Origin of the sequence: Chryseobacterium sp. CBTAP 102 (assembly GCF_003201365.1) — a bacterium.
In the GTDB taxonomy this organism is placed as follows: Bacteria; Bacteroidota; Bacteroidia; order Flavobacteriales; family Weeksellaceae; genus Chryseobacterium; species Chryseobacterium candidae.
In genome coordinates this window covers 295,842-321,712 of sequence record NZ_QICX01000001.1, presented here as the reverse complement: position 1 = coordinate 321,712, position 25,871 = coordinate 295,842, and the positions used below count along the sequence as shown (strand labels likewise).

The following is a 25,871-nucleotide window of genomic DNA, read 5'->3' as shown; positions in this document are numbered from 1 at the left end:
AAAAAACATCCAGATGGATGTTTTTATTTTATCTTTACATTACTCAAAAATTAAGACGTTTGGAATTCGCGATTATAATTAGTCTTTAAACTGATCCAGAACTTCCATAATATTCTGATATACAAAGTCTAATTCTTCTGAAGTAATGCAATATGGAGGAACCAGATAGATTACATTTCCCAACGGTCTCATGATAATCCCTCTCTGTAAGAATTGATTGTAAAGCTTCTTCCCTATTTCGTTGAAATAAGAAGTACCATTCCCGGTTTTAAAATCGAACGCTAAAATAGTTCCGATCTGCCGAACCTTTTCTACATGAGGATGCAAAGCAAGTGCTTTCACAAACTCCGAATGTTGATGCGTAATGCGGTTAATATTCATCTGAGTTTCACTTGTCAATAGTAATTCCATACTGGCAAGAGCTGCTGTACAGGCTAAAGGATTAGCTGTAAACGAATGCCCGTGAAATAATGTTTTATAACGGTCTTCAGAAAGGAAAGCATCATAGATTTCATTGGAACAGGTCGTAATTCCCATGGGCATTGTTCCTCCTGTCAACCCTTTTGAAAAACACATAATGTCTGGTTTTTCTGTAAGATAATCTGCTGCGAAAAGCTTACCTGTTCTTCCAAATCCTGTAAAAACTTCATCCTGGATCATAAGAACACCTTCTTCCCTGCAGTATTTCATCAACTGACTAAGATCTTCAGCTTTATACATTAACATTCCGGCAGCACCCTGAACTAATGGCTCATAGATAAAGCAAGCCACTTCATCAGCAAGTTCTTTAATCTGTTTCTGTAAGCTTTCCAGATTTTCTGCATTGGGTGTATCTATAAAAACAACTTCAAACAGCATGCTTTCAAAAGGTCTTGTCCAGAAACTCTTTCCACTGACAGACATCGCCCCGAAAGTATCGCCGTGATAAGCATTTTTAAAAGCTAAAATCTTCGTTTTCTTTTTCTCTTGATTGTATGCATATTGAATACACATTTTTAAAGCAACTTCTACTGCTGTAGAACCGTTATCTGAATAAAAGACCTTTTCCTGACCAGCAGGAAGAAGTTTCAGTAAATTTTCTGAAAGCTGTACAGCAGGTTCATGGGTAAATCCTGCAAAAATAACCTGCTCCAGTGTATTCAGCTGTTCAAAAACACGTTGTGCAATATAAGGATGTGAATGCCCGTGCAGCGTCACCCACCATGACGAGACCACATCCAAATATTTTTTTTCTTCGTTGTCATACAGGTAAATTCCTTTTCCTTTTACAATAGGAATGGCATCATCAGCTGTTTTCATCTGCGTGTACGGATGCCAGTTGACCGCTTTATCTCTCTCCTGCAGGCTGATTTCTTTTGTTATTGTATTCATATATTGATCTAAAAAGTAGAAATGAGTGATAAATTGTTTAAGTTTTAGCGTACTGATCGCTAGGTTTTTCACATTGCATGCTGTTATTTTAAGTTCGTAAAGGCGTTTCACTCAGCAATAAGAAATATTCTGCTTTGCTGAATAGAATGCCTTTGCGAGCGAAATATTTTCCGACTTAAAATATTACTTTGCGAACCTTAGCGTTAAAAACCAATACTAATATTGATGAAATCAGATATCAATGCTGCAATAAAAATCAGAATACTTGTAATCCGGCTTACCACTCATTATTTTATCATTCATAATTATCTAACAGCAGGTTTCTTTTTTCATCATAGGTTTCAGTCCTAATGTCTGAAGCATCTTCATATCTTCAGAAATTCCCGGATTAGGCGTTACCAGTAAGGTTTCTCTTTCACCCGTAAAAATAGAATTAGCTCCTGCCATAAAGCACCATGCCTGCTCTGTCTCAGACATTTCTATACGTCCGGCACTTAATCTTACCATAGAAGATGGCATTACGATTCTTGCTGTGGCGATCATTCTTACCATTTCCCAAGTATCTACTTTTTCATTATCTTCTAATGGCGTTCCCGCTACTCTGGCCAATGCATTAATTGGAACAGATTCCGGATGTTTTGGCATCGTTGCCAACGTTAAAAGCATTGAAATTCTGTCTCTATGAGTTTCACCAAGACCTATAATTCCTCCGGAACACACTGTGATTCCTGCTTTTCTTACATTATTTATCGTATTGATTCTGTTGTCAAAAGTTCTGGTAGAGATGATCTCTTCATAATATTGCTCAGAAGTGTCAAGGTTGTGATTGTAAGCGTATAATCCAGCCTCCTGAAGTCTGACAGCCTGTTCTTCCGTAAGCATTCCCAGTGTACAGCAAACTTCCAGACCAAGATCATTTACACCTTTCACCATATCAATCACTCTGTCAAAATCACGGTTATTACGAACTTCACGCCACGCTGCCGCCATACAGAATCTTGAAGATCCGGAATCTTTTGCTTTCTGAGCGTGGGCAATTACAGTTTCTGTAGGCAGTAAAGCCTGTACTTTGATATCCGTGTGATAACGGGCTGCCTGTCCGCAATATGAACAGTCTTCAGGACATCCGCCCGTTTTGATGGATAATAGTGTTGAAATCTGTACTTCAGAAGGATCATGCCATTCGCGGTGTACGGTGGCTGCTTTATAGATCAGTTCCATCAGAGGAAGGTGATAAATTTCCTCGATCTCTTCTTTCGTCCAGTTGTTTCTCAATGTTGTTTTTGTATCCATTATCTTATTTTTGTTATTGTTAATTGCTTGGCAGCATGTTGTATAGATTCCTTATCTGTAGTATTGATTTCGGGAATCCTTATAATTTTTGTTTCTTTTTCAATAAAACTGCAGATCACTCTTTCTGTATCTTCCGGAAAATCTCCGTTAAGAATTAAATATTCCAACTGAATTCCTCTCTGTTGTAAAGCCAGGATGGAGAGCAAGCTATGATTGATACAGCCTAAATAATTTCTGACTACCAATGCTGTCGGAAGGTTTAATTCTTCAATCAGATCGATCATAAAAGTTGTGTCTGATATGGGCACCATAAGACCTCCGGCTCCTTCTACAATCAGTGGGTTTTCTGTTTCTGGCAATCGAAAATCATTCAGATTGATGGTCATATTTTCTTCTCTTGCGGACTGATGTGGTGATGCAGCCAGCTGTAAACGATAGGTTTCAGGATGGCATCTATTAGTATCCGTCCATGCTTCAATTTTATGACTGTCCGTATAGTGAAGATCACCGGACTGTATCGGTTTCCAGTATTCTGTTTTAAAATGCTGAACCAAAATGGCTGAACAGACTGTTTTTCCTATTTCGGTTCCTATTCCTGTTATAAATAATTTCATGGGTTTCGGGATTCGGGTTTTGAATCTTTTTGCTTTAAATAAATTCTTTAATAATTCCTGTCAGTTTCATAATTTCCTCTTCTGTATTAAAGCTGTGAAGGCATATTCTCAACCGTTCACTTCCTTCTTTTACCGTGGGACTGTAGATGGCATAGGTTAAAAACCCTTCCTCAGATAAAGTTTGCTGTAATATTTTCAATCTTTGATTATCCGGAATTACAATAGCCTGAACCGGGCTTGTTTCTGCTGATGGAGACTGTAGATTTCTGCTTCGGAAAACTTTGATGTTATTCTGAAGTTTTTCAGCCAGTTCATCGTTTTGATCTAAAAATTCATATCCTGTTTTTATACTCATCCACTGGAAATCCTGTGCTGATGTCGTATATATGAACGGACTTGCAAAGTTGATGAGATAAGATTTCACTGTTTCATTACAAAGAATGGCTGCTCCGTGAGCTCCAAGGGCTTTTCCGTAGGTCACAACTGCTGCCGAAACATGATTCTGTAATTGATATTTTTCAATCAATCCATATCCAAAAACGCCGAAAGCGTGGGCTTCATCAACAATCAGAGAGGCCTTATGTGTATCGGCAAGTGCAGCGATTTTCTGAATAGGTGCAAAATCTCCTTCCATAGAGTAAAGACTTTCTATGGCGATATAACAATGTCCTTCCTGTCTTTTTAAAATATTTTCAAGATCTTCAGTATCATTATGTTTGAATTTCAGCTTTTTAGCATTGGATAGTTTACAGCCATCATGTACCGACCGATGAATCTGTTCATCCACAATAACGACATCATGACGGCTGGGAAGGGTAGAAAATAAGGCCAGATTTGCATTATATCCTGATGGAAAAAGTAATGCTGATTCAAACTGATGTTTCTGCGCAATTTCATTTTCTACAGAAACTGCAATATCACTGTTTCCACTAATCAACCTTGAGCCTGTACTTCCGGAAAGCAGTTGAGGATTATTCATAACCTTTTGCAACAGCAAATGTTGTAGATATTTATTTTTTGCAAAACCCAGATAATCATTGGAATAAAAATCAATTCCACCAGACGGAATCCGCAAACGTCTTAATGTTCCCTGTTCTTTTCTTTTGTCAAGAGATTCCTGAAAATGAGAGGTATTGTTAAGCATAATTCAACTGGGCTACTTCCTGGGTAATCGCATTGATCCATTCTTCATGAAGTCCTTTTTCTATGTTGAGAATATGATCTGCATGGTGTTTCCAGTCTGGTGAAAATTCATTGAGCTGATGAATCATTTCTTCCAGATGCCCTTCTTCTTCCAGAATAATAGATTTTACCATGATTTTAGAAGATGCTTCAGTAAGTGCCTGCTGATATACAGGATAAAGCTCATCGACACGCACCTCAATGGCATAGGTTACGAAAAGATAGGCTGCATATTTAATATCTGTTTTATTAAGATTGAATGCTTTCTGAAGATAACGGCAGGCCTTAATATCCAATGAGTGAAGATACTGGCTTGTTGCTACAGGAGCCAGAAGTTCTGTGCTTTCGTAGGTTTTGCAGAGTGCAGGATTTATCTTCCCGATTTGCTTTTTTAAATAATAAGCATGGCGGTGTTCTTCAGCAGCATGTTTCAGCTGGATCTGAGAAACCAATGTTGGATGTTCACATTTTGATATTTTCCTTGCACCGGCATTTTCCATAAAAGAAAGTGTGTTCAGCCACCTTGCGTGGGTGTTTCCTTCCTGTACAATTTTTTTTAACAGATGATGAAATTCCATAGATTTTTATTTTGATGTCAAAAATAGTATATTGCCGGATGGTTACATGGTGCCAGTTTTTATATTATGGATAGTCCGGTTAAGATTCCTTACGAAAGTTTTATAAAAATTGATAGAAAATCAGAGACTTCTATCTATTTACAGATTTCCAATCAGCTCATCAATGCGATTCAGAGAGGGTTTCTCCCTTTCGGAACAAAACTTCCCGGGACAAGAACGTTCAGCGAGATGCTGGAAATTCACAGAAATACAGCCGTTGCGGTGTATGATGAACTGTCGGCTCAGGGCTGGACAGAGAGTTTTCCGAACAAAGGAACTTTTGTGATCGGAAAAGATCAGGAAAAACCTGTCAAATTGAATGATTTTAAACAGAATAACCTTCAAAAATATCCTGTTTCCACTGGTTTTTCATTTAAAACATCCAATATTCTGGATAATCCTTTTGAACATTCGGACTGTGAGTATGTCTTTAATGATGGGGTACCGGATATCCGTTTGACTCAGATCGGGCAGCATTCCCGGTTTTACAGTTCTATCCTGAAACGTAAATCTAATCAGAGAGCTTTAGGACATTATAATCATGACGGAAGTGAATTTTTTAAAGAACATTTATCCCAATACCTGAATCTTTCCCGTGGACTTCCTATTTCCAAGAACAACCTGCTCATCACCCGAAGCACAGAAATGAGTATTTATATTGTGTCTGAGATTCTTCTTTCGGCTGGTGATACTGTATTGGTAGGTGCTTTGAGTTATTTCTCGGTCAATATGATCTTTATGAAAGCGGGTGTTGATATTGTTTCTATCCCTATTGATGAGGAAGGGATTATGGTGGAAAGCGTTCGGGAAGCCTGTAAAAAGCAGAAAATACGGATGCTTTACCTTACTCCGCATCACCACTATCCTACTACCGTTGCTTTGAGTGCGCAGAGAAGATTTGAACTGTTGGAGCTTGCCAACGAATACGGATTTATTATACTGGAAGATGATTATGATTATGAATTTCATTATGATAAAAGTCCAATTCTTCCATTAGCCAGTGCTGATACGAATGGAATGGTAATTTACATCGGTTCTTTCGGAAAATCTTTAGCTCCGGGATTCAGAACAGGATTTATTGTTGCGCCTGAGAATCTGATGACAGAAATGCGTAAATATCTTGGAATTATAGACCGTCAGGGCGATATTCTGATGGAAAGAGCGCTTGGAGAGATGATTGCCGAAGGAGAAATCAACCGTTATCTGAAGAAGTCTTTAAAAGTTTATCAGGAAAGGCGTGATTATTTTTCTGTTTTGCTGGAGGAAAATCTGGGTGATTTTATGACCTTCCAGAAACCTTCGGGCGGCCTTGCCATATGGCTGGAATGGAATATTCCGCTGAATCTGATGCAGCTGAGCCGGAACTGCGCAAAAGACAATCTTTTTATTCCCAAAACTCTGTTGTATCAGAATAAAGGACTTACGGCCATGCGATTAGGATTTGGAGACCTTAATTTTGAAGAGATGAATAAAGGAATTGAGGTTTTCTCAAAAAATGTGAAGGAATTGATTGGTTGATTTATAATCAAATCAATTGAATACTTATTGGTTGGAAAACGCAAGGGCGCAAATGAGATGAAGATAACTTGTTTTAAGGCGCGAGGATTTTATCTGCGACAAAATTGATACTGGATATATAATATAAGTAAAGAGGTTATTCAGAAGTGTCATTCTGAACACAGACTAAAAGTCTGCGAACGTAGTTCATCAATGTAGTGAAGAATCTCTTAACCTAAGTTATTAATGAGATTCTTCCTTCGTCAGAACGACAAAAGCCGGATTATTACTCTTTGAGATAACCTCTTCTCTTTATTAATGATGAGAAGGAAAAACTACTTTGTTTTTCTTATGTTTGGGTTTCTTTTTTTTCTTATTCAAATACATAATAAAACCGGTAATCGGTAGTGATAAAGCGATAATGGCTGCCAGAAAATAAATAATTCTGGTGGTTAGTCCCAAGATGCTTCCGGTGTGAAAATCATAATTTCTTTCTCTTAATGCAGTTCCATATCCGATATTTTTGTTTTTATACGATTGAGATTTTAAAACTTCTCCTGAATACTGATCAAAATTAAAATGTTCATTTCTGTACTGCCTTTCGTCATACACCAATTCAGCGTAATACGTTGCTTCTTCCGATCTTGGGAAATTGATAAGTGCTGATTCCTTATTTTTAAGTCCTCTTTCCATAGTATTTCCGATTAGATTGAGAATATTTTCACGGTTTGAAAATTTTACGGAAGGAATTGTACTTTTGGCTTTCTTTTCCATGGGCGTATTTCCATTTAACGTATTTTTTATCCATTGGTCTGCATCTTCAAAGCTCCATATCAGTGCGGAATACGAAATAATAAGCAAGGGAATTACGGAATAGAATCCTAAGACATTGTGAATATCATAGTTAATTCTTTTCCAGTTGGCCGATGTTTTAATGAAAAACATTCCTTTCAGCATGGCTTTACTCATTTTGCGGGGGTACCATATCACAAGCCCCGATAGAAGGATCACAGCAAATATCAATGTGGAATAACCGGTAATTGTTTTTCCGATTTTTTCACCTAATAGAAGTCTCCTGTGAAGATCCAGTACAATTTCAAAGAAATCCTTTTTGGCATCTTCTATTTCCTGTACTTTTCCGGTGTAAGGATCTACATAAATTCGATAATAATAAAGATAAGTTCCCCAATACGTCCATGCTTCTTTATTCATCTTAAGAGTACGGAACACATACGTTCGTGAAGGATTGGAAGACATCAATACTCTTTTGACTTTTAAATCTTCGGGAAGGGCTTTTTCTGCTTTTATTGTAAGTTCAGCCAATGAAAGTTTGTTTCTTCCGATGTTTTCAACGTAATATCTGTTGGGGTGAACAATATGTTTTAATTCTTCTTCAAAAGCCAGGATACATCCCGTAGCGGCCATAATAACAACTACAAGCCCGGACGTTAGTCCGAGCCATAGATGTAACTGATAGGCAATTTTTCTCAACTTTAATTTCATTCTTAAAATTTAAAGCTTACCTCAGCAACAAAATTACGAGGCATCTGAGCGACTATCACTCCCTGCCCTGCAAAATATTGCACATTGCCCAGGTTATTCATTTTAAATCCTAATCTGTATCTTTCTTTCTCAAGGGAGATGGAAGCGTTCACTAAAGTATAGGCTGGAAATGCAAACTGCCCGGTAACGGTTTTGTTTCCGGTAATCTGTTTTCCGACACGGTTTACCCCGAAACCAATTCCGAGTCCCTGAAGTCCTTTGATTGGAAGAATATAACTGATCCATGAATTGAATACATTCGCAGGACCTGCCGATTCCGGACGACGTCCATCTACATTAGGATCTGCCTTTTCATATCTGCTGTGGTTATAGCTATATCCGGCCATAATGTTTAACCCCTGAACAGGATTCATGATGGTTTCTATTTCAATTCCTTTACTTCTCTGTTTTCCATCCTGAACAACAATATTGTATTCTTTTCCGTCACGGATTACGCCGCTTCCTCTCTGGATGTTATCCACAAGAATGTCATAGTATCCAACGGTGAAATTAATTTTGTTTCTCCAAAGATTTCCTTTAATTCCAACTTCCCACTGATTCGCCATCTGAGGTTTCATCTCTCCGCTGTAGTCTGGTAACTGTTGTGTAACAGGTGCTGTATAGCTGAAACCGTTCATATAATTACCATAAGCAGATAACTGGTCTTTAAGAATCTGGTATACAATTCCCACTTTAGGAGACCATGCGGTCTGCTTGAAGTCATCTTTACGTTTGTTATCATTTAAATTCAGCTGGCCTTTACTTTCATAATGATCCATCCGTAAGCTTAAAACCGTAATCAAACGGTCTGTAATATAGGTAACGTTTGAAATGTAGGCTCCATAAAGGTTGGATGCAGAATTATTTCTTACCAAAGGTGTTTTACCTACTGCAATAGCAGCTTGAGTAACAGCCTGGATTTTCTGAAGGGCAAGATCTTTAGAAATATTCGGATACCCCTCTAAACTTTGTCCGTTAACATTATCAAAGACTACAATTGGAGAATGGTTGTTATTGATCGTCTGATTCAGATAATCCAATCCGATCAGGACTTTATTTTTAATTTTCCCGATATTAAATTGTCCATTGAAATTCTGCTGAATACTTGTGGAAGAAGCTTCTGAATTCTGCCACTGTACGTTGCGTTCCAGCAAAGCATCACTGGTTGTCCCTCTGATAAACTGATATTGATACAATCCTTCTGTCTTTCTGAAGTTTCTGGAAAGCAATGTCTGTGAAGTCCATTGATCTGAAATTTTGTAATTCGCCTCAGCTTTTACGTTGATAGATGGTGCTTTTAAGGTCATATCATTGTTGGAGTAAGATCTTTTCCAGTCGAAGCCTAACTCGTCAGGATTGTGGGCAAAATATTGCCTTGTTCTCGGAAGGAAAATAATCGGAGTGTTGGTTCCTTCATAATTGTAAATCTGTGCGCCTAAGTTAAATTTCAATCTGTCATTAACCTGATAGCTTACAGTAGGTGCCACAAAGAACGATTTTCTGAATTCAGAATCCTTGAATCCGTTCTGATACTGATAAGCGGCATTCAAACGGAACAGCATATTTCGGGATTCTGTAATAGGACCGTACACATCAGCTGTCACACGGTTCAGATTATAGCTTCCCATCAGGTAAGAAGCTTCTCCTCCGAAATAATCTTTAGGTTTTTTAGTTACAGCATTAATCAAACCTCCAAAAGAAGTTACGACACCTCCGTACAATGTTCCTGAAGGTCCTTTGATCACTTCCAGACGTTCAATATCGACAGGATCTATTTCTCCGTTGGTGGTTGCAGGAACACCATCTACCATGGATACTTTGGTAGGAAATCCTCTAAGGCTGTAGTAGAAACTTCCGTCTCCTGAACCTCTTCCCGGGCTTCCCTGCATTTTTACCATACCCGGGACGTTTTTCAATACTTCCGAAATATCGTAAGTAAGCTGTTCCTTCATGATCTGCTGATTGATGCTTGTGTAAGCCTGTGGATTTTCCAGAACTTTCAGAGGCATTTTGGCCACTGAAGTACTGTCTTTATCCAAAAATTTATTTCTGCTCACTGCATATACAGTAATTCCCTCAATCACATTACTGTGTAAAGGGGCATAGATAGCAGGGATCTCATAGACATCTTTCTGAATGTAGATTTGCTCTCTCATCAGCTCAATGTCATTTAAAACCACCTGAAGCGTATATTCTCCAGGGGGCACATTTTCAAAGTAATATTCTCCTAAATTATTGGTTTTTGCCTGATAAGACGTATTGACAAGTCTTAAAACAGCGTTTTTTACCGGTGCTTTTTCAGACAGCATGATTTTGCCATGAACTCTGTCGCCCTGCTGTGCAGAAAGCGAATTGGAAGATAAAGCAAGACCAAGAAGTAATATAAGGGTTTTAGATGTTTTCATGCTGTAGGTTTTGTAACAGGGGATAGTTTATTTTACCGTTTTGTGATAACGGGAATGATTCTATACGTTCTGTGCGTACATATTGGGGGTTGATACGCAGTTTATTTTTAATGGTTTCGGTGATGATCTGAGGATCAATATCTGGGTTATCATACAACACCACGATTTTTTTATCATTGGCGTTCAGACACACGAAGGTATTGCCCGGCATTTCATTTTTAAGAATAAATTCTACCTCATCCAGATTAAGACGTATTCCGAAAAGTTTCATGATACGTTTTATTCTTCCTGTGATATAATACATTCCGTTTTCACCTTTTCTGGCAGTATCTCCGGTATGCAGTACGGAAGGCTGCTCATACGTAGCAAGATCCTCCAGTTTATTGGCATAGCCTCCGAAAATACTTACGTGAGAAAAAAGTAATTCATCCGTTTCAGGATCAATTTTGAAGCTTCCTCTTTCTACCACATTTCCAATTGATGTTTCTTCTTCCAGCAATCCTTCTGTGGTAAGGTAAGCCATTCTTCCGCCTGCTTCTGTCTGTCCGTATTGCGCAAAGAATTCTTTTTTAAATTCATGACAATAAGAGAAAATAGTTTTTCTCAGCTCAGCATTGATCACCCCTCCGGTATGGGTAAAATATCTCAGGCTTGGAAAATCTTTTCTGAAAAATCCTATTCTGTTCAGGTTTTCATAAAGAAACGGAACTCCGCCCAAAGTACTGTAGCCGTACTCCTCCATTTCGTCCCAGAATGCTTTTTGCATAATATCTTTATCTGTACACACGATTCTTCCGGCGCGCATACAGTTGGTAGTGAAAATAGAGAACCCGTACACAAAGTTGACCGGAACGTTTAAGGGAACTACATCCGTTCCCTGAACCGGCATGTACTGAAGAATGCTCAATGCGTTCTGATAAAGGCTTTCATCTGATAATTTAACAAGCTTTGGAACGCCTGTTGTCCCTGAAGTACTCAAAAGGATTTTGATGTCAGGATGAATCGTAACTTCACTCTTATAATCATCCTTTGCAAAGATGCTGATGTTGTCTGAGAATGCTTTCAGAGTATATCCTTCAATGGCTTCTCTTTGCGGATCAAAGATATATTTCGGACGGTATTCAGCCTCAATACGTTCTTTAAATTCCTCATGCAGTTTCTGCCCCAGTACAGCAATCGTATGTGCTGTACCATAAAAATTGAGAAGCACCTCAATACTGGACAGCTGATTGTCATTGTACAAAAAGAGGAGCCCTTTTTCTACCGGGTTTAAGCCTAAAGACCGGTACAGTGTTCCCACCGGTATTGTTGTACCGGTGGAAGCATCTGTAACCGCCAGGTTCTTATTGGCAATTACATTTTCTAAAATTTTCATATGTTTAGTTTTCTACGAATACTTCGTATTTCTTCATTTTTTCACGAATCTTTCCGACGGTTCCCATCTCCAGAATATCATTAAAATCAAATTTGATCTGATAAAACTGCTCAAGCGCTTCTACGATAAGAAGATGAGACATAGAATCCCATTCCGGGATTTCCTGATACGTTAGTTTTTCATCTACCAATTCTTTTTTTATGGCGATGGCAGAGGCGATAATTTCATAAAATTCTTCTGTAGTGTTCATTTTAAATTTTTATAGTTTTCCATTTTCCATTTTTAAAAATCATGAGGAATAGTACAGCCAAAACGATTTCCGAAGAAACGATAGCGGTAAATATTCCTCTCAGTTCCCACTGAAATCTTACTCCTAAGAGATAAGCCAACGGAAGCTGAATCACATAAAACATCACGAGGTACAACAGCGTTACCTGTAATATGTTTCCGGCCGCATTCAGAGCACGGCTGATCACCATGGTGAATCCTAATAGCAAATAAGCCATAGAAACCACATGGATGTATTGAACTGCATATCTTGCGACTTCAGGTTCTGTAGTGAAATTTTTCACTACATATTCCGCAGCAATCTGCCAGAATAAGGCTACGAGTACCAGATAAGTCATGTTGATGGTTCCGGCTCTCCAGACTGTTTTTTCAGCACGTTCCGGCTCTCCGGCACCCAAATTCTGTCCTGTAAGAACTCCGGCAGCATTTCCTATTCCCCAGGCTGGCATTGTCGCTACTGAAGCAATACGCTGGGCAATGATATATCCTGCAAGTGCTGTGGTTCCGAAAGTAGAGATGATCTTCACCATAATCAGCCAGCTGGATGTTGGGATAATATATTGAACCAATCCTCCAAAGGCGAGTTTCAAAATCTTTTGCAATAAGGGTACATCAAGCTGTAAAGGAACTCTGATACTGATGCTGGTTTTTCCTGTGGCGAATATGAATGCCTGGTATAAAACTCCTAATGTTCTTGATAAAACTGTAGCATATGCCAATCCCATCAATCCGAAAGCAGGAATAAATCCTAATCCGAAAACAAGGATTACTGCAAAGATGATATTGGAAATATGGCAGATCCAAAGTGATTTCATGGCAATATCGGCGTCACCAGCTCCTCTGAAAAGTCCATTGACAGAAAGACGAAGAATCACAAGCCCGATACTCAGGAAGACCAGTCTTGAGAAAGAAACGCCTTCGGTTACCGTACTGGCATTGATTCCCAGAAAACCAACGATTTCTGATGCGAAAAAGCAGGAAACTCCACCAATAAGCACCGCAAAAAACAGGGCCAGCAAGATGATGTATTGGGCTGTTCTGCCCATTCCTTCTTTATCTTTTTCACCTGCTCTTCTGGCCGTAAGGTTTGCTGCTGCAATTCCCAAACCTACTGCAATGGCATAAGCAAAGTTGATATAGTTATCTGTAATTCCCACAAGCCCCAGAACTTTGTCGCCTAATTTTGCGATAATCAATAGATTGACACTCACAAAAACAGATTCCATGACAAGTTCCATCACCATGGGAATGGCAAGACTAAAGATGGAACGGTTGATACTTCCGGAAGTCAGTTCGACTTTTTTTCCGGCTATGGCTCCATACGTAAAAACCGCTCCTTCTTTTAGGATATGCAGGAATTTCCTCATACGGCTGCTACTGAATTTTTATTGGCAATCTGATACAGCGGATTAGGCAGTGCTCCGTCTTTTCTCGGAATAGCAAATGCCTTGTTTTCACTGTAACCGTTATTTTTCAGACGCAGACTGTTGATATAGAATCTTTTGAATGCCGGCACGTACAGGTCATACTTTTCGTATCTTTCCTGAAGATGGGTATTCTCAGCTTTATAATTTTCTACACAGTTGTGAACGAGTTCCCAGAATGTTTCTTCATTAAAGTTGGAATACGTATGCAAAGCATTCGACAGATATCTGAAGAAGGCATCAAAGACTCCAAGCAAAATAAACAACGGGATATTTTCTTTGTTGGAAGACTGGATCAAACCGTCCGCAAGGTGTGCAGGAAGCTTTTCTCTGGCTTCTGTAGTAAGTACAATATCATCTACAAAATCTTTGATTACGATTCTCTTTGGAACTCCGTTTTTCAAAACCAGCATAATGTTTTCTCCATGTGGCGTTACACATAATGAATGCGTGTAATAAATGTGTAATAATGGGGTAAGATAGGCATCAAGATAGCTTTCAATCCATTCTTTGATACTCACACCTGCTTTTTCCGCAAATGCCTGAACCAATGGAACTCCATTTTCATCTACATAAAGCAGAGAGGCCATGGTTACCATTTGCTCATCTTCTTTCAGATAGTTTTCAGCACTTTCTCTCCATAATGCGCCAAGGAATTCATTATACTGATAAGGCACACTGTCAATAGCTCCATATTGTGGATGCAAATAGGTAATTGCAGCCTCTTCTCCTAAGAAAATAGTTTCTTTATTATCCAGATAAGCATCGTCTTTAATCAAACCTTTTACCCAATCTGTAATAGCAGGAGCAATTTTCATCTGTTTAGGTGATAATCCTCTGATATTTCCTGTACTCAGAATAGAAACCGCTGTTTTCAGGTATCGTTTTTTAGGATGATCTACATTGAATAAAGTACGGATACTCTGCTGCGGACTGTACGTATCACTACCCTCACCCAATTGAATTAAAAGTCCGGAAGCAATATCCCCGGCAAAATGAATCTGAAGCTTATGCTCCCACTGCCATGGATGTACGGGGATAAAATGATAATCTTCAACATTTTTTCTTTTGCTCAACAGCTGCTGCTGAAAATCATTATATAATAAATCTCCTATTTCAGAACGATAAAACTCGTCTCTGTTAATATGTTCCAAAGACTGGAATGACGATCTGCTTTTATGAGAAGCCAGCCAGATTACTTTTAAGTTTTCATCGGCTTCAGGAGCAAATGTTTTCAGATCTCTTGGAGAAAAACCTAACCGGCTTTTGTTTACAATTACCCATGGATGTCCTGTCATATTGTGCTCTACAGTTTGATAATCCGCATCAGCAAGCTCTTTTGAAGGCATCACTCCTCTTGATAAGATTAAAGCATCACAATACAGCGTATGCAGTAATTCTTCCGTGTATCTTGCAATGGTATAAGGATCTAAGTCAAAAACAGTCTGCATTTCCAGAAAGAAAGCCGCTACATCTACTGAAGACAAATCTTCACCGTTTTCTGTTTTTGTAATGCTGTTTTTATCAATATGCCAGTAATCCATCATTCTTTTCTGTCCGCGGAAGCTGTACGAAATGTTTTCAAATCCTGTTTCAAGTTTGAAAACAGTATATCCGTCTTTATTTTCAAAGGTTACCACAGGTTTCAGAAGCTCTTCATGCATGAGTTCTGCGATGGTTTTGGCCATTAGGTTTCTGTTAGCCTGATTCCAGTTTTCCTGGCTTACTGTATTTTTTAAGTTGGTGTTCATTTTTTGATTAAATTTTGGCAGTTGGTAAATCAGCATATTTTTCTACATCGAAATCCTGGAAAGCAATTTTCTTTTCAATTTTATAATGCTCTCTTCCCAGAATATCATTGATGATGTAGGAATTACGGTACGCAGCCATTCCCAGATCTGTAGAAATATAACTGTGAGTGTGTACTTCAGCATGAAGCACATAAATTTCCCCTCCGTTGTGGTCTATTGAATAATTTCTGTTGACATCAAACAATCCGCTGGAATCTCTCTTGATTCTATCCTGAATATTTTGTAAGAATGCAGGCTCGTGGTAACGATATCCTGTTCCCAGAATCAGATAATCCGCTTCCTGATCATAAGGTACTTCCTGTTCCAGTTGGGTAAATTCGAGATTGATGAAGTCTGGATTACTGTTGTCTACTCTATTCAACTGACTGTTAGGAATAATTTTAAGATTAGGATCAGCATTGTCGATATTCAGATCATAAATAAAATCGTAGATATCATTGATCAGGTCGTAATTGATTCCTTTAAACTGAGCCTGCTGCTTGCTTAAAATGGTTTTCCTTGCAGATTCGCTTCTGTTGTAGAAATATTCAACATAATCAGGAGAAGTAAGTTCCAGCGTCAACTTAGAATATTCCATAGGGAAAAATCTGTCCGGACGGGAATACCATCCCAATTGTGTATCTTCATTTCTGTTTTGAAGAAGATCATAAAAAACTTCTGCTGAACTCTGGCCAGAACCGATAACCGCTATTTTTTTACCCTGAGACAAAAGTTCTTCTTTTCTATACAGATAAGAACTTGTATGAATAACACGGGAATCGTCCTTCGGAATGAAAGAAGGAATATGAGGCTGTGTTCCTGTTCCCAAAATCAGTCTTTCTGTTTTGAAAACTGTAGTTTCTTTGGTTTTGGTGTGAATCGTAGTTACATGATATAAACCTTCTTCAAAAGTAATATCCACTACCTGAGTAGAAAAACGGCATTGCGGAAGCTGTTCAATGACCCATTGGCAGTAACGGTTGTATTCTTTTCTCGGAATAAAAAAATCTTCTCTGATAAAAAACTTATACAGCCTTCCGGTTTCCTTCAGATAGTTCAAAAGGCTTAAAGGATTAGTAGGATCAGCCATAGATACACAGTCACATAAAAATGGGGTCTGCAGGGTTACATGGTCAATCATCAATCCCGGGTGCCAGTCGAAACCATCTCTCTGGTCCAGGAAAAGGGTTTTCAGTTCCGAAATCGGATTGGATAATGCGGCAAGTCCCAGATTGAAAGGGCCTATACCTATGCCTATTACATTGTATACGGCTTCGTTAGTCATTTTTTGTGATGTTTGTGGTGATTTGTACCTCTTTATTCTGCGGGAATTTTTCCCAGTACCATTCTCTGTAACAGAAGTTCAGATTGGCTTTTTTATGAGGCATTTCAATTACTTTATCTACTTTGAAGCCTACATGGGCTTTGTTCATCATAGATGCAAGAGAGTCTACAGATCCTTCGCCTACCATTTTTCCTACCTGTGGCTGTGCAAAAACATAGTCAACCATAGATTGAGTGGATGGAGATACAAATTTCTTTTTAGGATCAATAGGTGCAATAAACTGATGTGTACCGTAATCTGTTGGCAGCACTTCATAATAATCGCCTACAATATCTCTGCAAGCCCAATACACCTCAATATTACAGGAAGGTTCATCGTTTCCTGCGATGATATAACTGTGTGCTTCATCACCTGGTAGCATCAGCCTGTAGTACGTTTCCAGCTCATCAATGCGCCAGTTCATCTGCCAGATTTTTACGGCATGTTCACGGTTGAACCATTCATGAAGCATTTCAAGGTCATTGTCAAGATCTATAGGACGCATACTCATCGTTACATCTTCTTTCTGGAAGTATCTTTTAAAGAAAACTTCTGTTCCCTGCGGATTGATTAACTGATCCGAGAAGAAATGTTTGTGAAGAAGATTCGGAACTTGAGCATAAGAAATTGAAGAAGCATTCACGCCTCCGTCTAAATCGGACACTGCGGATTGAAGGTTTGATTTCACAGCCCAATACCTTTGATTCAATGCATAATCGGTTAGCGATGAGGGTTCAGTTTCATGAAGATTTTCAAACTCCCTGTACAGAATATGGATTAATCTTCTTTCTTTAACCAGTCCTGTTTTGCCTATGGAAGCAATCAGTGCGCTCAGGTTACTGACCAGAAGATGGTGAGAAACAATGTCCAGAAGACGCTCATCCCTGATGAAAAGATCTTCGATTTCAGGATAATTTTTGATCAGAGATTCATATTTTTCTTTGAAGCTTTCTTTGATCAGATAACCTTGTCCGTCTCTCACGTAAATAGATTGAGGAAGCAATTGATTATCTAATTGTACAAGCAGATTCTGCTGATGAACTTCCGGTGCCATGCCTAATTGATCGTACAACCTGTTTAAGGGCGAAAGCAATAGGTTTACATACTTTTCAAACCAGATAATAGCTGCTTTTTCTGCATCTACACCCAATTGATTCGCAACATTTTTAAAGAAATGGGTCGTAAAATTGAATCCGTCAGTAGATTCATCCTGGCAAAGTCTTGCTAATAAAATCACTTTATCTTCATTGGAAAAAGGATTTTCACGGAGCAGTATATTAAGACTGTCCATATTTTTTCCTCCATAATGAACGCTTAACGTAGAAGGTTCCAGCAATAATTTAAAATTCGGGAAACTTGGTTCAAATGAAGCCTTTATATTTTGCCACCAGATCGCCGAAGCATAACCTCTGTTGAGATCTTTTAAGCTGTTTGTTCTTACAGAACCTGTCATTAAAACATGCAGAGAAAATTTCAACATCCAGCTGAAATCCGGATTGTATACCGTTCTTATGGAAGATGTTGCATAAAAATCCTCTCCTAAAGGTCCGATGTGAATGATTTTCCCGGAACCCAACATTTCAGGGTATTCTGCTGTCGATAAAAGATATTGTGCCTCCCATGGATGGCATGGAACGATGTAAAAATCATTGATGTTTTCAAAATCATAACTTTCCGGTATGGATACCCATTTTTGGAAGATCTCTTTGGCCGAAATCCCCGGAAGAGATTTTTCTGTGATGCAGTCTTTATGAATCAGGAAATAATCCAGCTGAAATCCTTTTCTGAATTCAGGACCATATAAAAGCTGCTCTTCCTCGGAGAAGCCCATTCTTGATTTGGTGAAAGGATGCAGATTGTGTCCGGCAGGAAGCATTTGTTCAGATTCAAGAAAAGAATACGTTAAAAGCTGATCATCCTGAAGACAGGCTTCTGTAGTCAGTTCAAGATTTCTTAAGCTGCTCTGAATTCTTTCCACAAAATTTCTGAAACCTGTTTCGTTTGTAGTCTCAGAAAGTTCTCTGTAAACCAGTTCAGTAAGCTTTTGCTCATTCACTTCAAAAACGTCCTGATTTTGATGATCTACCGCCCACAAAACAGGTCCATATTCATGAAAAAGCGTTTCGGAACGATAAGAAACCGGAGCAAATAAAAACAGTCCGCTTTTCTTCATTTCAAATCTCATAAACAGTGGATTATTACTGTTTTGAAGAGCCTTTGCTGTGAGAATATCATATTTCGGAACGCCCTGATAGAATTTTCCGTTTCCCAGTTCTCTCAGCATTCCGTTCAGCAGAATTCTGAAAGTAATTTCCCGGGCTTTTTCTCCTGTTCTATTTTTCTGAATTAAAGTCTTTTCCATGTTTTTTGATTGTGGTGAGAATTTGATGAATGTCTTCTGTAGTCGTAATCGGATTCAGGAAGGTAAACTTCAGATAGAAATTCCCATCCACTTTGGTACTTGCTACAAGGATTTCTCCGCTGTAGAAAAGTTTCATCTTGATGTATTGATTCAGGGCATTCAGATCACTTATTTCCGGATTTACATATCTGAAAACAAGAACACTTAAGTCAGAATCTGAAAGAAGTTCAAAATCTGCATCTTCCGTAATCATGGCTGCAGCATCTTTGGTAAGATCGATCACCGTGTCTGTGTATTCTGCCAACTGTTCTTTCCCCATCATTCTTAGGGTAAACCAAAGCTTTAAAGCATCAAATCTTCGCGTACTCTGGGTAATGGATTTATTGATCTGTGCCGGAATTTCTTCCTCATCCATTTCTTTCGGATTCAGATAATCGGCATGATGTTTAAGAATCAACAGCTCTTTTTTATTTTTAACAATAAAAGCACTGCTGCTGATAGGCTGGAAGAATGATTTATGATAATCAATCGTTACAGAGTCTGCTCTTTCAATTCCATTGATCAGATCACGGTATTTTTCACTCAATAATAAGGCGCAACCGTAAGCTGCATCTACGTGCATCCAGATATTATAATGCTCTGCAATATTGGCGATATCTTCCAGTGGATCAATATTTCCAAAATCTGTAGTTCCTGCTGTCGCCACGATTCCAATAGGGATATTTCCTAACTGCTCTTCTCTTTTAATATATTTTTTCAAAAGAGAGATATCCATACGGAATCTTTCATCAGTAGGAACTTTTACAATGCTTTTCTCACCCAGTCCCATAATGGAAGCGTTTTTCAGATTGCTGAAGTGAGATTTATCCGAAACAAAGATCCTGAAACGGCTTGCCTCCGATGGCAGACCCTCCATTTTAATATTGTGGTTGTACCTTTTCTGAGAAAAACAGTCACGCATCATGACCAGTCCCATTAAGTTGCTCTGTGAGCCGCCTGCTGTGAAAATGCCATCACTTTCGTTCGTATTATATCCGATCTGACCGGCAGTCCAGTCGATCAGTTTTCTTTCCATGAAAGTTCCTCCGGCGCTCTGATCATAAGTATCCTGAGAAGAATTGATAGCACTTACAAGGATTTCTCCTGCCAATGCGGGGATTACTACAGGACAGTTAAGGTGTGCCACATATTGCGGAAGATGAAAAGCTGTGGCATGTTTCACATAGATTTCATCTACTTCTGCCAGAAGCTCATTATAATTGGAAAGTTTTTGGTTAAGGTCGATCTGTTGTACCATTCCTTTCATTGTTTTAGCTTCTATACCACTGAAAGGCTTGGTGTTTCTGTACAGGAATTCCTGAACGAGGTCTAAAGTACTGTTGACAGCATTACGATAATGATCATAATTGTCAGGATGAAAAATATTCCCGAAATTCCCCGAAATGTGAGGTGAAGTGGTGCTTGCGAACTCTTCAAGGGATATTAAATTGTTACTCATAAAAGTTTTATAATGTGATTTTTTTAATCTTTGAATTGTTGTGGTTTTTTGATATATTATTTTATATATCTGATAGTCAGGTTTTTAAATTTTGCATTTTTTATTATGTTTTATTTGGTGATTGCATAATTATTACTAAATTTGACTTCGTTATTATTATTTAGAATAATTAAAAACAAAGATATAAATTATTAGTTAACACCAAATTTATTTTTAATGAATTCTACAGAAATTTTAGATAAAGACTGTTCAACAGCGGTAAAACTGCTTCCTACGGTCATAAAAGTCACCTCTCAGGAAAGAAGAATGATAAAAGATGCGGCGCTGCATCTTCAGAAAAAGTATGACACCTATGAAAACCGTGATTTTATAAAGCATGTACATCAGCTGGCTTCTTATTTCTTACCGGAGAGAATTTTAAATATAGCGGCTGATTTTGCAAGTGATTTTTCAAAAGATCAGTATGGTGCACTCATCTTTACCGGATTAATGGACATCGATCAGGAGAATATAGGTTCTACGCCTTCCAACTGGCAGTCGGCAGATTATTCAAAATTCAATTTATATGGTTTTGCGTGTGCGCTTATTCATGGGGCACTTCCTTCAAAACCTGTACAATATTATTCACAGCGTAAAGGCGGAGGATTGATTCATGCCATTATTCCTGATGAAAAAATGAAGGAAACACAAACCGGATCAGGATCTTCTACAGATTTGTATGTCCATACGGAAGATGCTTTTCTGAAACATCAGGCTGATTTTTTAAGCTTTATGTATGTGCGAAATGAGGAACAGGTTCCTTCTACTCTATATTCAATCCGTTCTCATGAGTCTATCGGGGAAAAATACAGATCTCTTTTTGAACCAATTTATAAAATCCCGAAAGATGCCAATCTGGAAACAGGAAATAGTGAAGAAGAGACCTTGGATTCTGTTTTGTATGGTAATTACAGCCTTCCGTTTATGCGATTTGATGCTGCAGAACAGCTTTTCAATCCCAGCATAAGACAGTCAGATGAAGCGCAGAATACGCTGCATGAGTTCTGGGAGGAAGCCCGACATTTAATTTACTCAGGATTTACGCCTCAGGCTGGAGATGTTATTCTGGTTAATAATCATTTATGCGCTCACGGAAGATCAGCTTTCCGTGCAGGAGTAAGAAAAATTAACGGTATTGAACAGCCGTGTGAAAGAAGAATCATGCTTCGTATGATGAGTAAAGTGAGTCTTATTGATATGAGAGCACACACGCTTACAGAAGATCCGTTCTTTGTGATAGAGGAACATTTGGGGAAAAACTTTCAACATTTTTAAAATGCAAACCTGTTAGCATTTTTGAACCTTCAATCAATCGAAATCCTTTTTGGGCATGGCTCAAAAAGGATTTTTTTATTTGATTTTCACTTGATTGATCTTTGACAATCAAAGGTGGTAAGTTTTGGTTAAAACCATCGGAATTTATATTTATTAAAACGGGCTAAAGCCCGTTCCTATTGAATATTTAAAGTCTTCATTGTATTTTTTTAAATATGATATTTCATTCTGATGGTTTTTTATATCAATAGAAGCGGGCTTTAGCCCGCTTGTTTTTGTTATTAATATAATATTGGCTTTAGCCAAAACTTAAAAGCTTATAATTTTACTGTTTAAAAAACCTGTCAAACAAAGACAACTGTTCAGACAATGATCTGCTCCAGTATTCAGTAACATGTCCTCCCAAAGATTCTGTGTAGAGATGCTGGATTTTCATTTCGGTCAGTTTTTTATGAAAATTCCTGTTCATATTGATCATTTGAGTGTCTTCTGTTCCACAATCGAAAATATACTGCTGTTCTGCTCCTGCCATCAGCTTTATTTTACTGTCGGTAAGGAAGTTGGGATTGATAGATTCCAGTGGTCCAAGTATTTTATTTACCATATATTTCTGATAGCCTTCTCCGAATGAATTAAAATCCAATGCTCCGCAAGAACTTCCTACAATACCAAATGTTTTATTATAAGTAACTCCGATATTGGTGGCTCCATAGCCTCCCATACTCCATCCCAAAATTCCGCGGAATTTTTTCTCTGCTTTCACAGGGTAATTTTTATCAATGAATTCTACCAGTTCTTTTCCAATAAAGGTTTGATATTGTGAATCCTTAACGACAGGACTGTCCAAGTACCACGAACTGTAATTTCCATCCGGAAGTACATAGATTGTTTTCAATTCCTGTGCTTTTTTTACCAGATCCGGAATATCCTGCTTAATGATTCTGTCCGGATTGCCACTGAAACCATGAAGAATATAGATCGATGGATACTTCGTATTAGGCTGAAGATTAGGAGTGATGATTACAGTTTTAATTTTTTTATTCATTTTCGGACTGAAAATTTCCTGATGAATAATTTTTTGTGCGGATAGCTGTACAAATGCAGTCAGTACAAATAGAATGTTGATGAGCTTCTTCATGCTGAAAAATGTTTAATTAATGATAATCACAGGTATACTTTTTTAAAACATATAGCATACCAATAATCTTATGACAGAACAAAATTGTGAAATAAAAAAGAAGAAAGCCTCAACATATGTTGAAGCTTTTATTAATTTATTTTCAGGTTAAATTCAAAAATATCAGTTGATTTCCTTTCTGATCCGGCTTAGTTGCGTGGGTGTTATTCCAAGATAAGAAGCAATATGATGCTGTTTTAGTCGATTATAAAGGGATGCATTTTCAAGCAATTGCAGATACCTCTTTTTTGCAGTTTCGTATTTGAGGGAAACTTCTAAAGGTTCTTTTTTTACTACCCAGTTTTTTTCCAGATAATAGAGATGAAAAAGAGCCAGATCATGGTGTTTTTCCAGCAATTCACGGTAGGCTTTTGCAGGATATTGTATCACCGAGCAGTCTTCCAGTGCAATAATATTAAAATCGCTGGGTTCATTTTTAATAATAGCTGCTGTGGAGGCTGCAAAACTGTTTTCTTCGAAGAAGATTTTATAAATATTGTTTCCCAGCTCATCTACCGTATAATAGCCAATCAGTCCGGACTTTACAAAATAATAATATCTTGCCATGGAACCGGACTCCAGCAGAAGATCATTCTTATGATAGTATTCTTCCGAACAGATATTCAATAAATCTTGAATCGTTTCTTCGGATAAAGGATAATATTGATTGAGATGTTTTACAAATTCTGAATGGTTCATTTGGGAATATTTTACTCAAATACAATTGCCTTACTTTCTGTCTTTCAATTACAAAATTTCAGATAAAAAATTTAAAACCAATTTTTCTCAAATTTTAAAACATAATTATCTGTGGTTAAAAAAGTTTAGTCCAGTATTTTTTTCATCATCAGATCCGTCTGTTCTTCTTCTCCCAATCTGAAAATGTGTTTATCAAACTCAACAAATCCGTTTTTCCTGTAAAATTGTAAAGCCCTCAGATTCTCTTCCCATACTCCCAGCCACAGGTATGATTTCTTAAGTTGCTGAGCAGTTTCCAAGGCCTGATCATAAAGAAGCTGGCCTACTTTTTTGCCGTGATGACTTTTCTTCACATAAATTCTTTCAATTTCCAGGCTGGTTTCATCCTGAAGTTCTGTCTGGGCGCTGCCGGTATTTAATTTCAGATAACCTACGGGATTATCTTCTTCCCAGGCAATATAGAAATGGGAATCAGGATTATTGAGTTCAGATTTTATCTTTTGAGTATTAAAACTTTCTTCCAGATATTTTTTCATGGCCTCCTCTGTATTATCTTCTGCAAAAGTTTCAGAAAATGTTTGTATCCCTAAACTTTGTACAATTTCCAGGTCTTCAGCCGATGCTTTGTTGATGATGATTGAACTCATGGCGGTAAGAATAAATGTTATGAGAAAAGAATTTTCTTAAATGCTTCAGAAGCCAGATGTACCTGCACACTCCAGTCGTCGGCAGCGTCACTTCCGGCATCATCGGAAATATATTTCAGGCATAGAAACGGAATATTTTCCTTTTGGGCAATCAATGCCAACGGATAGGCTTCCATGTCTACAATATTATAATCGGTTTCGGAGTGGTTCATTTCAAAGCTGTCACCACTTCCGCAGATTCCTTCTTTCAGGGTATCCATTTTAAGTCCATATTCCAAAACAGGCGGAACTCCGGATAATGGGGTCTCATAAAGTTGAAATCCCAGCCCTCTTACATCCATATCTCTCTGGATGAATTTTGTACAGCATACTACTTCTCCTTTATGAAATCCTTTACTTCCTGCAGAGCCCAAATTCACAATCAGTTTAGGCTTTCTTGCATGAATTTCTTTGGTTAATTCGATGGCTGCATTTACTTTTCCGATGCCGGTAATTAATTTGTTTTTATCGTCGAAAACGGTTCCTGCTTCGGAATCTAATGCAAAAACAAAAAGGGTGTCATCAATTGAATAATGAGTTTCGTGGTTAATTTTTATCATTGAGAAATCAGATTTATACAGGTAATACAAAGATACGAGACTCTATTCAATTAAAACCCCCAAAATAGTTTTATTTTGGGGGTTAAATATCTTAGATACTGCAGCCGTCTGCATCACAGGAAGCTCCGTTTTCGCCGGAAAGATCCTTAAACGGACTCACCGTTTCTTTATAAGTCTGTTGCAGTGCATTTTCAAAAACTTCTGCAGGCTGAGCACCGGAAACAGCATATTTACCATTCAGAACAAAGAAGGGAACTCCGGAAATACCATTGTTTCTTGCCTCCTGAATATCCTGATTCACTTCATCATCCAATTGACCCGTTGTAACAGCCTGTCTTGCTTCTTCCTTATCTATTCCTAAATTTTCGGCCAGCGCCACTAAAACCTCTGCATCTCCTACATTTTTCCCGTCAATAAAGTGAGCAATAAATAATGCCTCTTCCATTTCATTGGATTTATTGTGCTTTTTGGCTAAATGAAGCAATTTGTGCGCACTGAAAGTATTGGTGATTAAAGTTTTTCCAAAATTAAAATCAATTCCGGCTCCCTTTCCCATTTCAGCTACCTGCCCAAGCATTTGGGTAGCCTGAGCTTCAGGAAATCCTTTTTTTTCTCTGAAATATTGTATCGTATCCTGAGTTTCTTTCGGATCTAAGCCTGGATCCAGCTGAAAACTCTTCCACTCAACTTCTACTTCATCTTTAAAAGGAAGCTTATTCAAAGCCTGCTCAAAATTATTTTTTCCAATATAGCAAAACGGACACATCACATCCGACCAGATTTCTATTTTCATTCTATTTAATTTTAAATCAAATTAACAGTGCAAAGATAGTGTATTTTATTTAATGTAATA

General features: G+C 38.0%; 21 protein-coding genes. 2 read left to right on the top strand and 19 right to left on the bottom strand.

The window, feature by feature from the left end; genetic code table 11:
• Positions 1 to 78: 78 nt before the first annotated feature.
• From bioA to C8D70_RS01410, 5 genes are all read right to left on the bottom strand, one after another.
• Entirely contained in the window at positions 79 to 1,371 is a 1,293-nt protein-coding gene (gene bioA / locus C8D70_RS01430) for an adenosylmethionine--8-amino-7-oxononanoate transaminase (protein WP_110366152.1), read from the bottom strand.
• Positions 1,372 to 1,680: 309 nt separating this feature from the next.
• On the bottom strand, positions 1,681 to 2,664 hold the full coding sequence (bioB, locus tag C8D70_RS01425; protein ID WP_110366151.1) for a biotin synthase BioB: 984 nt from the start codon (positions 2,662 to 2,664) through the stop codon (positions 1,681 to 1,683).
• The gene (gene bioD, locus C8D70_RS01420) at positions 2,664 to 3,278 is read right to left on the bottom strand and encodes a dethiobiotin synthase (RefSeq protein ID WP_110366150.1); all 615 of its coding nucleotides are present in this window, start codon (positions 3,276 to 3,278) and stop codon (positions 2,664 to 2,666) included. Before bioD ends, bioB begins: the two co-directional genes overlap by 1 nt.
• Before the next feature lie 34 nt (positions 3,279 to 3,312).
• Positions 3,313 to 4,422, bottom strand: coding sequence for an aminotransferase class I/II-fold pyridoxal phosphate-dependent enzyme (locus C8D70_RS01415; RefSeq protein ID WP_110366149.1), 1,110 nt, complete (start codon positions 4,420 to 4,422; stop codon positions 3,313 to 3,315).
• A complete protein-coding gene (locus C8D70_RS01410) occupies positions 4,415 to 5,038 on the bottom strand; it encodes a hypothetical protein (protein WP_110366148.1) in 624 nt (207 codons plus the stop codon). Before C8D70_RS01410 ends, C8D70_RS01415 begins: the two co-directional genes overlap by 8 nt.
• Positions 5,039 to 5,104: 66 nt before the next feature.
• Between C8D70_RS01410 and C8D70_RS01405 the strand changes: the two genes are divergently transcribed.
• Entirely contained in the window at positions 5,105 to 6,595 is a 1,491-nt protein-coding gene (locus C8D70_RS01405) for a PLP-dependent aminotransferase family protein (protein WP_110366147.1), read from the top strand.
• A gap of 294 nt (positions 6,596 to 6,889) precedes the next feature.
• On the opposite strand, the gene C8D70_RS01400 is transcribed toward C8D70_RS01405, so the two are convergent.
• From C8D70_RS01400 to C8D70_RS01360, 9 genes are read right to left on the bottom strand one after another with little or no spacing between them, the layout of a single operon-like run.
• On the bottom strand, positions 6,890 to 8,077 hold the full coding sequence (locus tag C8D70_RS01400) for a PepSY-associated TM helix domain-containing protein (protein ID WP_110366146.1): 1,188 nt from the start codon (positions 8,075 to 8,077) through the stop codon (positions 6,890 to 6,892).
• Positions 8,078 to 8,079: 2 nt separating this feature from the next.
• The gene (locus tag C8D70_RS01395) at positions 8,080 to 10,521 is read right to left on the bottom strand and encodes a TonB-dependent receptor (protein WP_181416077.1); all 2,442 of its coding nucleotides are present in this window, start codon (positions 10,519 to 10,521) and stop codon (positions 8,080 to 8,082) included.
• Positions 10,508 to 11,896 (bottom strand): AMP-binding protein, encoded by a 1,389-nt coding sequence (locus C8D70_RS01390; RefSeq protein ID WP_110366145.1) that lies wholly within the window; start codon positions 11,894 to 11,896, stop codon positions 10,508 to 10,510. Before C8D70_RS01390 ends, C8D70_RS01395 begins: the two co-directional genes overlap by 14 nt.
• 4 nt (positions 11,897 to 11,900) lie before the next feature.
• Entirely contained in the window at positions 11,901 to 12,146 is a 246-nt protein-coding gene (locus C8D70_RS01385) for an acyl carrier protein (protein ID WP_047374822.1), read from the bottom strand.
• Position 12,147: 1 nt separating this feature from the next.
• Positions 12,148 to 13,551, bottom strand: a complete 1,404-nt coding sequence (locus C8D70_RS01380) for an MATE family efflux transporter (RefSeq protein ID WP_110366144.1) — start codon at positions 13,549 to 13,551, stop codon at positions 12,148 to 12,150.
• Complete coding sequence (locus tag C8D70_RS01375) at positions 13,548 to 15,359, bottom strand: IucA/IucC family protein (protein ID WP_110366367.1); 1,812 nt, start codon at positions 15,357 to 15,359, stop codon at positions 13,548 to 13,550. The genes C8D70_RS01380 and C8D70_RS01375 overlap by 4 nt, the downstream gene beginning before the upstream one ends.
• A 7-nt stretch (positions 15,360 to 15,366) precedes the next feature.
• Entirely contained in the window at positions 15,367 to 16,683 is a 1,317-nt protein-coding gene (locus C8D70_RS01370; protein WP_110366143.1) for a lysine N(6)-hydroxylase/L-ornithine N(5)-oxygenase family protein, read from the bottom strand.
• The gene (locus C8D70_RS01365; protein ID WP_110366142.1) at positions 16,676 to 19,084 is read right to left on the bottom strand and encodes a GNAT family N-acetyltransferase; all 2,409 of its coding nucleotides are present in this window, start codon (positions 19,082 to 19,084) and stop codon (positions 16,676 to 16,678) included. Before C8D70_RS01365 ends, C8D70_RS01370 begins: the two co-directional genes overlap by 8 nt.
• Positions 19,056 to 20,582, bottom strand: coding sequence for a pyridoxal phosphate-dependent decarboxylase family protein (locus C8D70_RS01360; RefSeq protein WP_110366141.1), 1,527 nt, complete (start codon positions 20,580 to 20,582; stop codon positions 19,056 to 19,058). Before C8D70_RS01360 ends, C8D70_RS01365 begins: the two co-directional genes overlap by 29 nt.
• 216 nt (positions 20,583 to 20,798) lie before the next feature.
• Between C8D70_RS01360 and C8D70_RS01355 the strand changes: the two genes are divergently transcribed.
• Positions 20,799 to 21,896: a TauD/TfdA family dioxygenase gene (locus C8D70_RS01355; RefSeq protein WP_110366140.1), complete on the top strand. Its 1,098-nt coding sequence runs from the start codon at positions 20,799 to 20,801 to the stop codon at positions 21,894 to 21,896.
• A 325-nt stretch (positions 21,897 to 22,221) separates the two neighbouring features.
• On the opposite strand, the gene C8D70_RS01350 is transcribed toward C8D70_RS01355, so the two are convergent.
• The 5 genes from C8D70_RS01350 to C8D70_RS01330 form a co-directional block, all read right to left on the bottom strand.
• Positions 22,222 to 23,034 (bottom strand): alpha/beta hydrolase, encoded by an 813-nt coding sequence (locus C8D70_RS01350; protein WP_110366139.1) that lies wholly within the window; start codon positions 23,032 to 23,034, stop codon positions 22,222 to 22,224.
• Between the two features lie 162 nt (positions 23,035 to 23,196).
• A complete protein-coding gene (locus C8D70_RS01345; RefSeq protein ID WP_110366138.1) occupies positions 23,197 to 23,772 on the bottom strand; it encodes a Crp/Fnr family transcriptional regulator in 576 nt (191 codons plus the stop codon).
• 125 nt (positions 23,773 to 23,897) lie between these two features.
• Positions 23,898 to 24,419 carry a GNAT family N-acetyltransferase gene (locus tag C8D70_RS01340; RefSeq protein WP_110366137.1) on the bottom strand — a complete coding sequence of 174 codons (522 nt, stop codon included), beginning with the start codon at positions 24,417 to 24,419 and terminating at the stop codon, positions 23,898 to 23,900.
• 17 nt (positions 24,420 to 24,436) lie between these two features.
• Positions 24,437 to 25,018, bottom strand: a complete 582-nt coding sequence (locus C8D70_RS01335) for a nucleosidase (protein WP_076594766.1) — start codon at positions 25,016 to 25,018, stop codon at positions 24,437 to 24,439.
• Between the two features lie 91 nt (positions 25,019 to 25,109).
• Positions 25,110 to 25,811, bottom strand: a complete 702-nt coding sequence (locus tag C8D70_RS01330; RefSeq protein WP_110366136.1) for a DsbA family oxidoreductase — start codon at positions 25,809 to 25,811, stop codon at positions 25,110 to 25,112.
• Positions 25,812 to 25,871: the final 60 nt, after the last annotated feature.

Bases quoted from the DNA above. Each gene is read 5' to 3' on its own strand.
- bioA (WP_110366152.1), bottom strand. From the start codon at position 1,371: ATGAATACAATAACAAAAGAAATCAGCCTGCAGGAGAGAGATAAAGCG.
- bioB (WP_110366151.1), bottom strand. From the start codon at position 2,664: ATGGATACAAAAACAACATTGAGAAACAACTGGACGAAAGAAGAGATC.
- bioD (WP_110366150.1), bottom strand. From the start codon at position 3,278: ATGAAATTATTTATAACAGGAATAGGAACCGAAATAGGAAAAACAGTC.
- C8D70_RS01415 (WP_110366149.1), bottom strand. From the start codon at position 4,422: ATGCTTAACAATACCTCTCATTTTCAGGAATCTCTTGACAAAAGAAAA.
- C8D70_RS01410 (WP_110366148.1), bottom strand. From the start codon at position 5,038: ATGGAATTTCATCATCTGTTAAAAAAAATTGTACAGGAAGGAAACACC.
- C8D70_RS01405 (WP_110366147.1), top strand. From the start codon at position 5,105: ATGGATAGTCCGGTTAAGATTCCTTACGAAAGTTTTATAAAAATTGAT.
- C8D70_RS01400 (WP_110366146.1), bottom strand. From the start codon at position 8,077: ATGAAATTAAAGTTGAGAAAAATTGCCTATCAGTTACATCTATGGCTC.
- C8D70_RS01395 (WP_181416077.1), bottom strand. From the start codon at position 10,521: ATGAAAACATCTAAAACCCTTATATTACTTCTTGGTCTTGCTTTATCT.
- C8D70_RS01390 (WP_110366145.1), bottom strand. From the start codon at position 11,896: ATGAAAATTTTAGAAAATGTAATTGCCAATAAGAACCTGGCGGTTACA.
- C8D70_RS01385 (WP_047374822.1), bottom strand. From the start codon at position 12,146: ATGAACACTACAGAAGAATTTTATGAAATTATCGCCTCTGCCATCGCC.
- C8D70_RS01380 (WP_110366144.1), bottom strand. From the start codon at position 13,551: ATGAGGAAATTCCTGCATATCCTAAAAGAAGGAGCGGTTTTTACGTAT.
- C8D70_RS01375 (WP_110366367.1), bottom strand. From the start codon at position 15,359: ATGAACACCAACTTAAAAAATACAGTAAGCCAGGAAAACTGGAATCAG.
- C8D70_RS01370 (WP_110366143.1), bottom strand. From the start codon at position 16,683: ATGACTAACGAAGCCGTATACAATGTAATAGGCATAGGTATAGGCCCT.
- C8D70_RS01365 (WP_110366142.1), bottom strand. From the start codon at position 19,084: ATGGAAAAGACTTTAATTCAGAAAAATAGAACAGGAGAAAAAGCCCGG.
- C8D70_RS01360 (WP_110366141.1), bottom strand. From the start codon at position 20,582: ATGAGTAACAATTTAATATCCCTTGAAGAGTTCGCAAGCACCACTTCA.
- C8D70_RS01355 (WP_110366140.1), top strand. From the start codon at position 20,799: ATGAATTCTACAGAAATTTTAGATAAAGACTGTTCAACAGCGGTAAAA.
- C8D70_RS01350 (WP_110366139.1), bottom strand. From the start codon at position 23,034: ATGAAGAAGCTCATCAACATTCTATTTGTACTGACTGCATTTGTACAG.
- C8D70_RS01345 (WP_110366138.1), bottom strand. From the start codon at position 23,772: ATGAACCATTCAGAATTTGTAAAACATCTCAATCAATATTATCCTTTA.
- C8D70_RS01340 (WP_110366137.1), bottom strand. From the start codon at position 24,419: ATGAGTTCAATCATCATCAACAAAGCATCGGCTGAAGACCTGGAAATT.
- C8D70_RS01335 (WP_076594766.1), bottom strand. From the start codon at position 25,018: ATGATAAAAATTAACCACGAAACTCATTATTCAATTGATGACACCCTT.
- C8D70_RS01330 (WP_110366136.1), bottom strand. From the start codon at position 25,811: ATGAAAATAGAAATCTGGTCGGATGTGATGTGTCCGTTTTGCTATATT.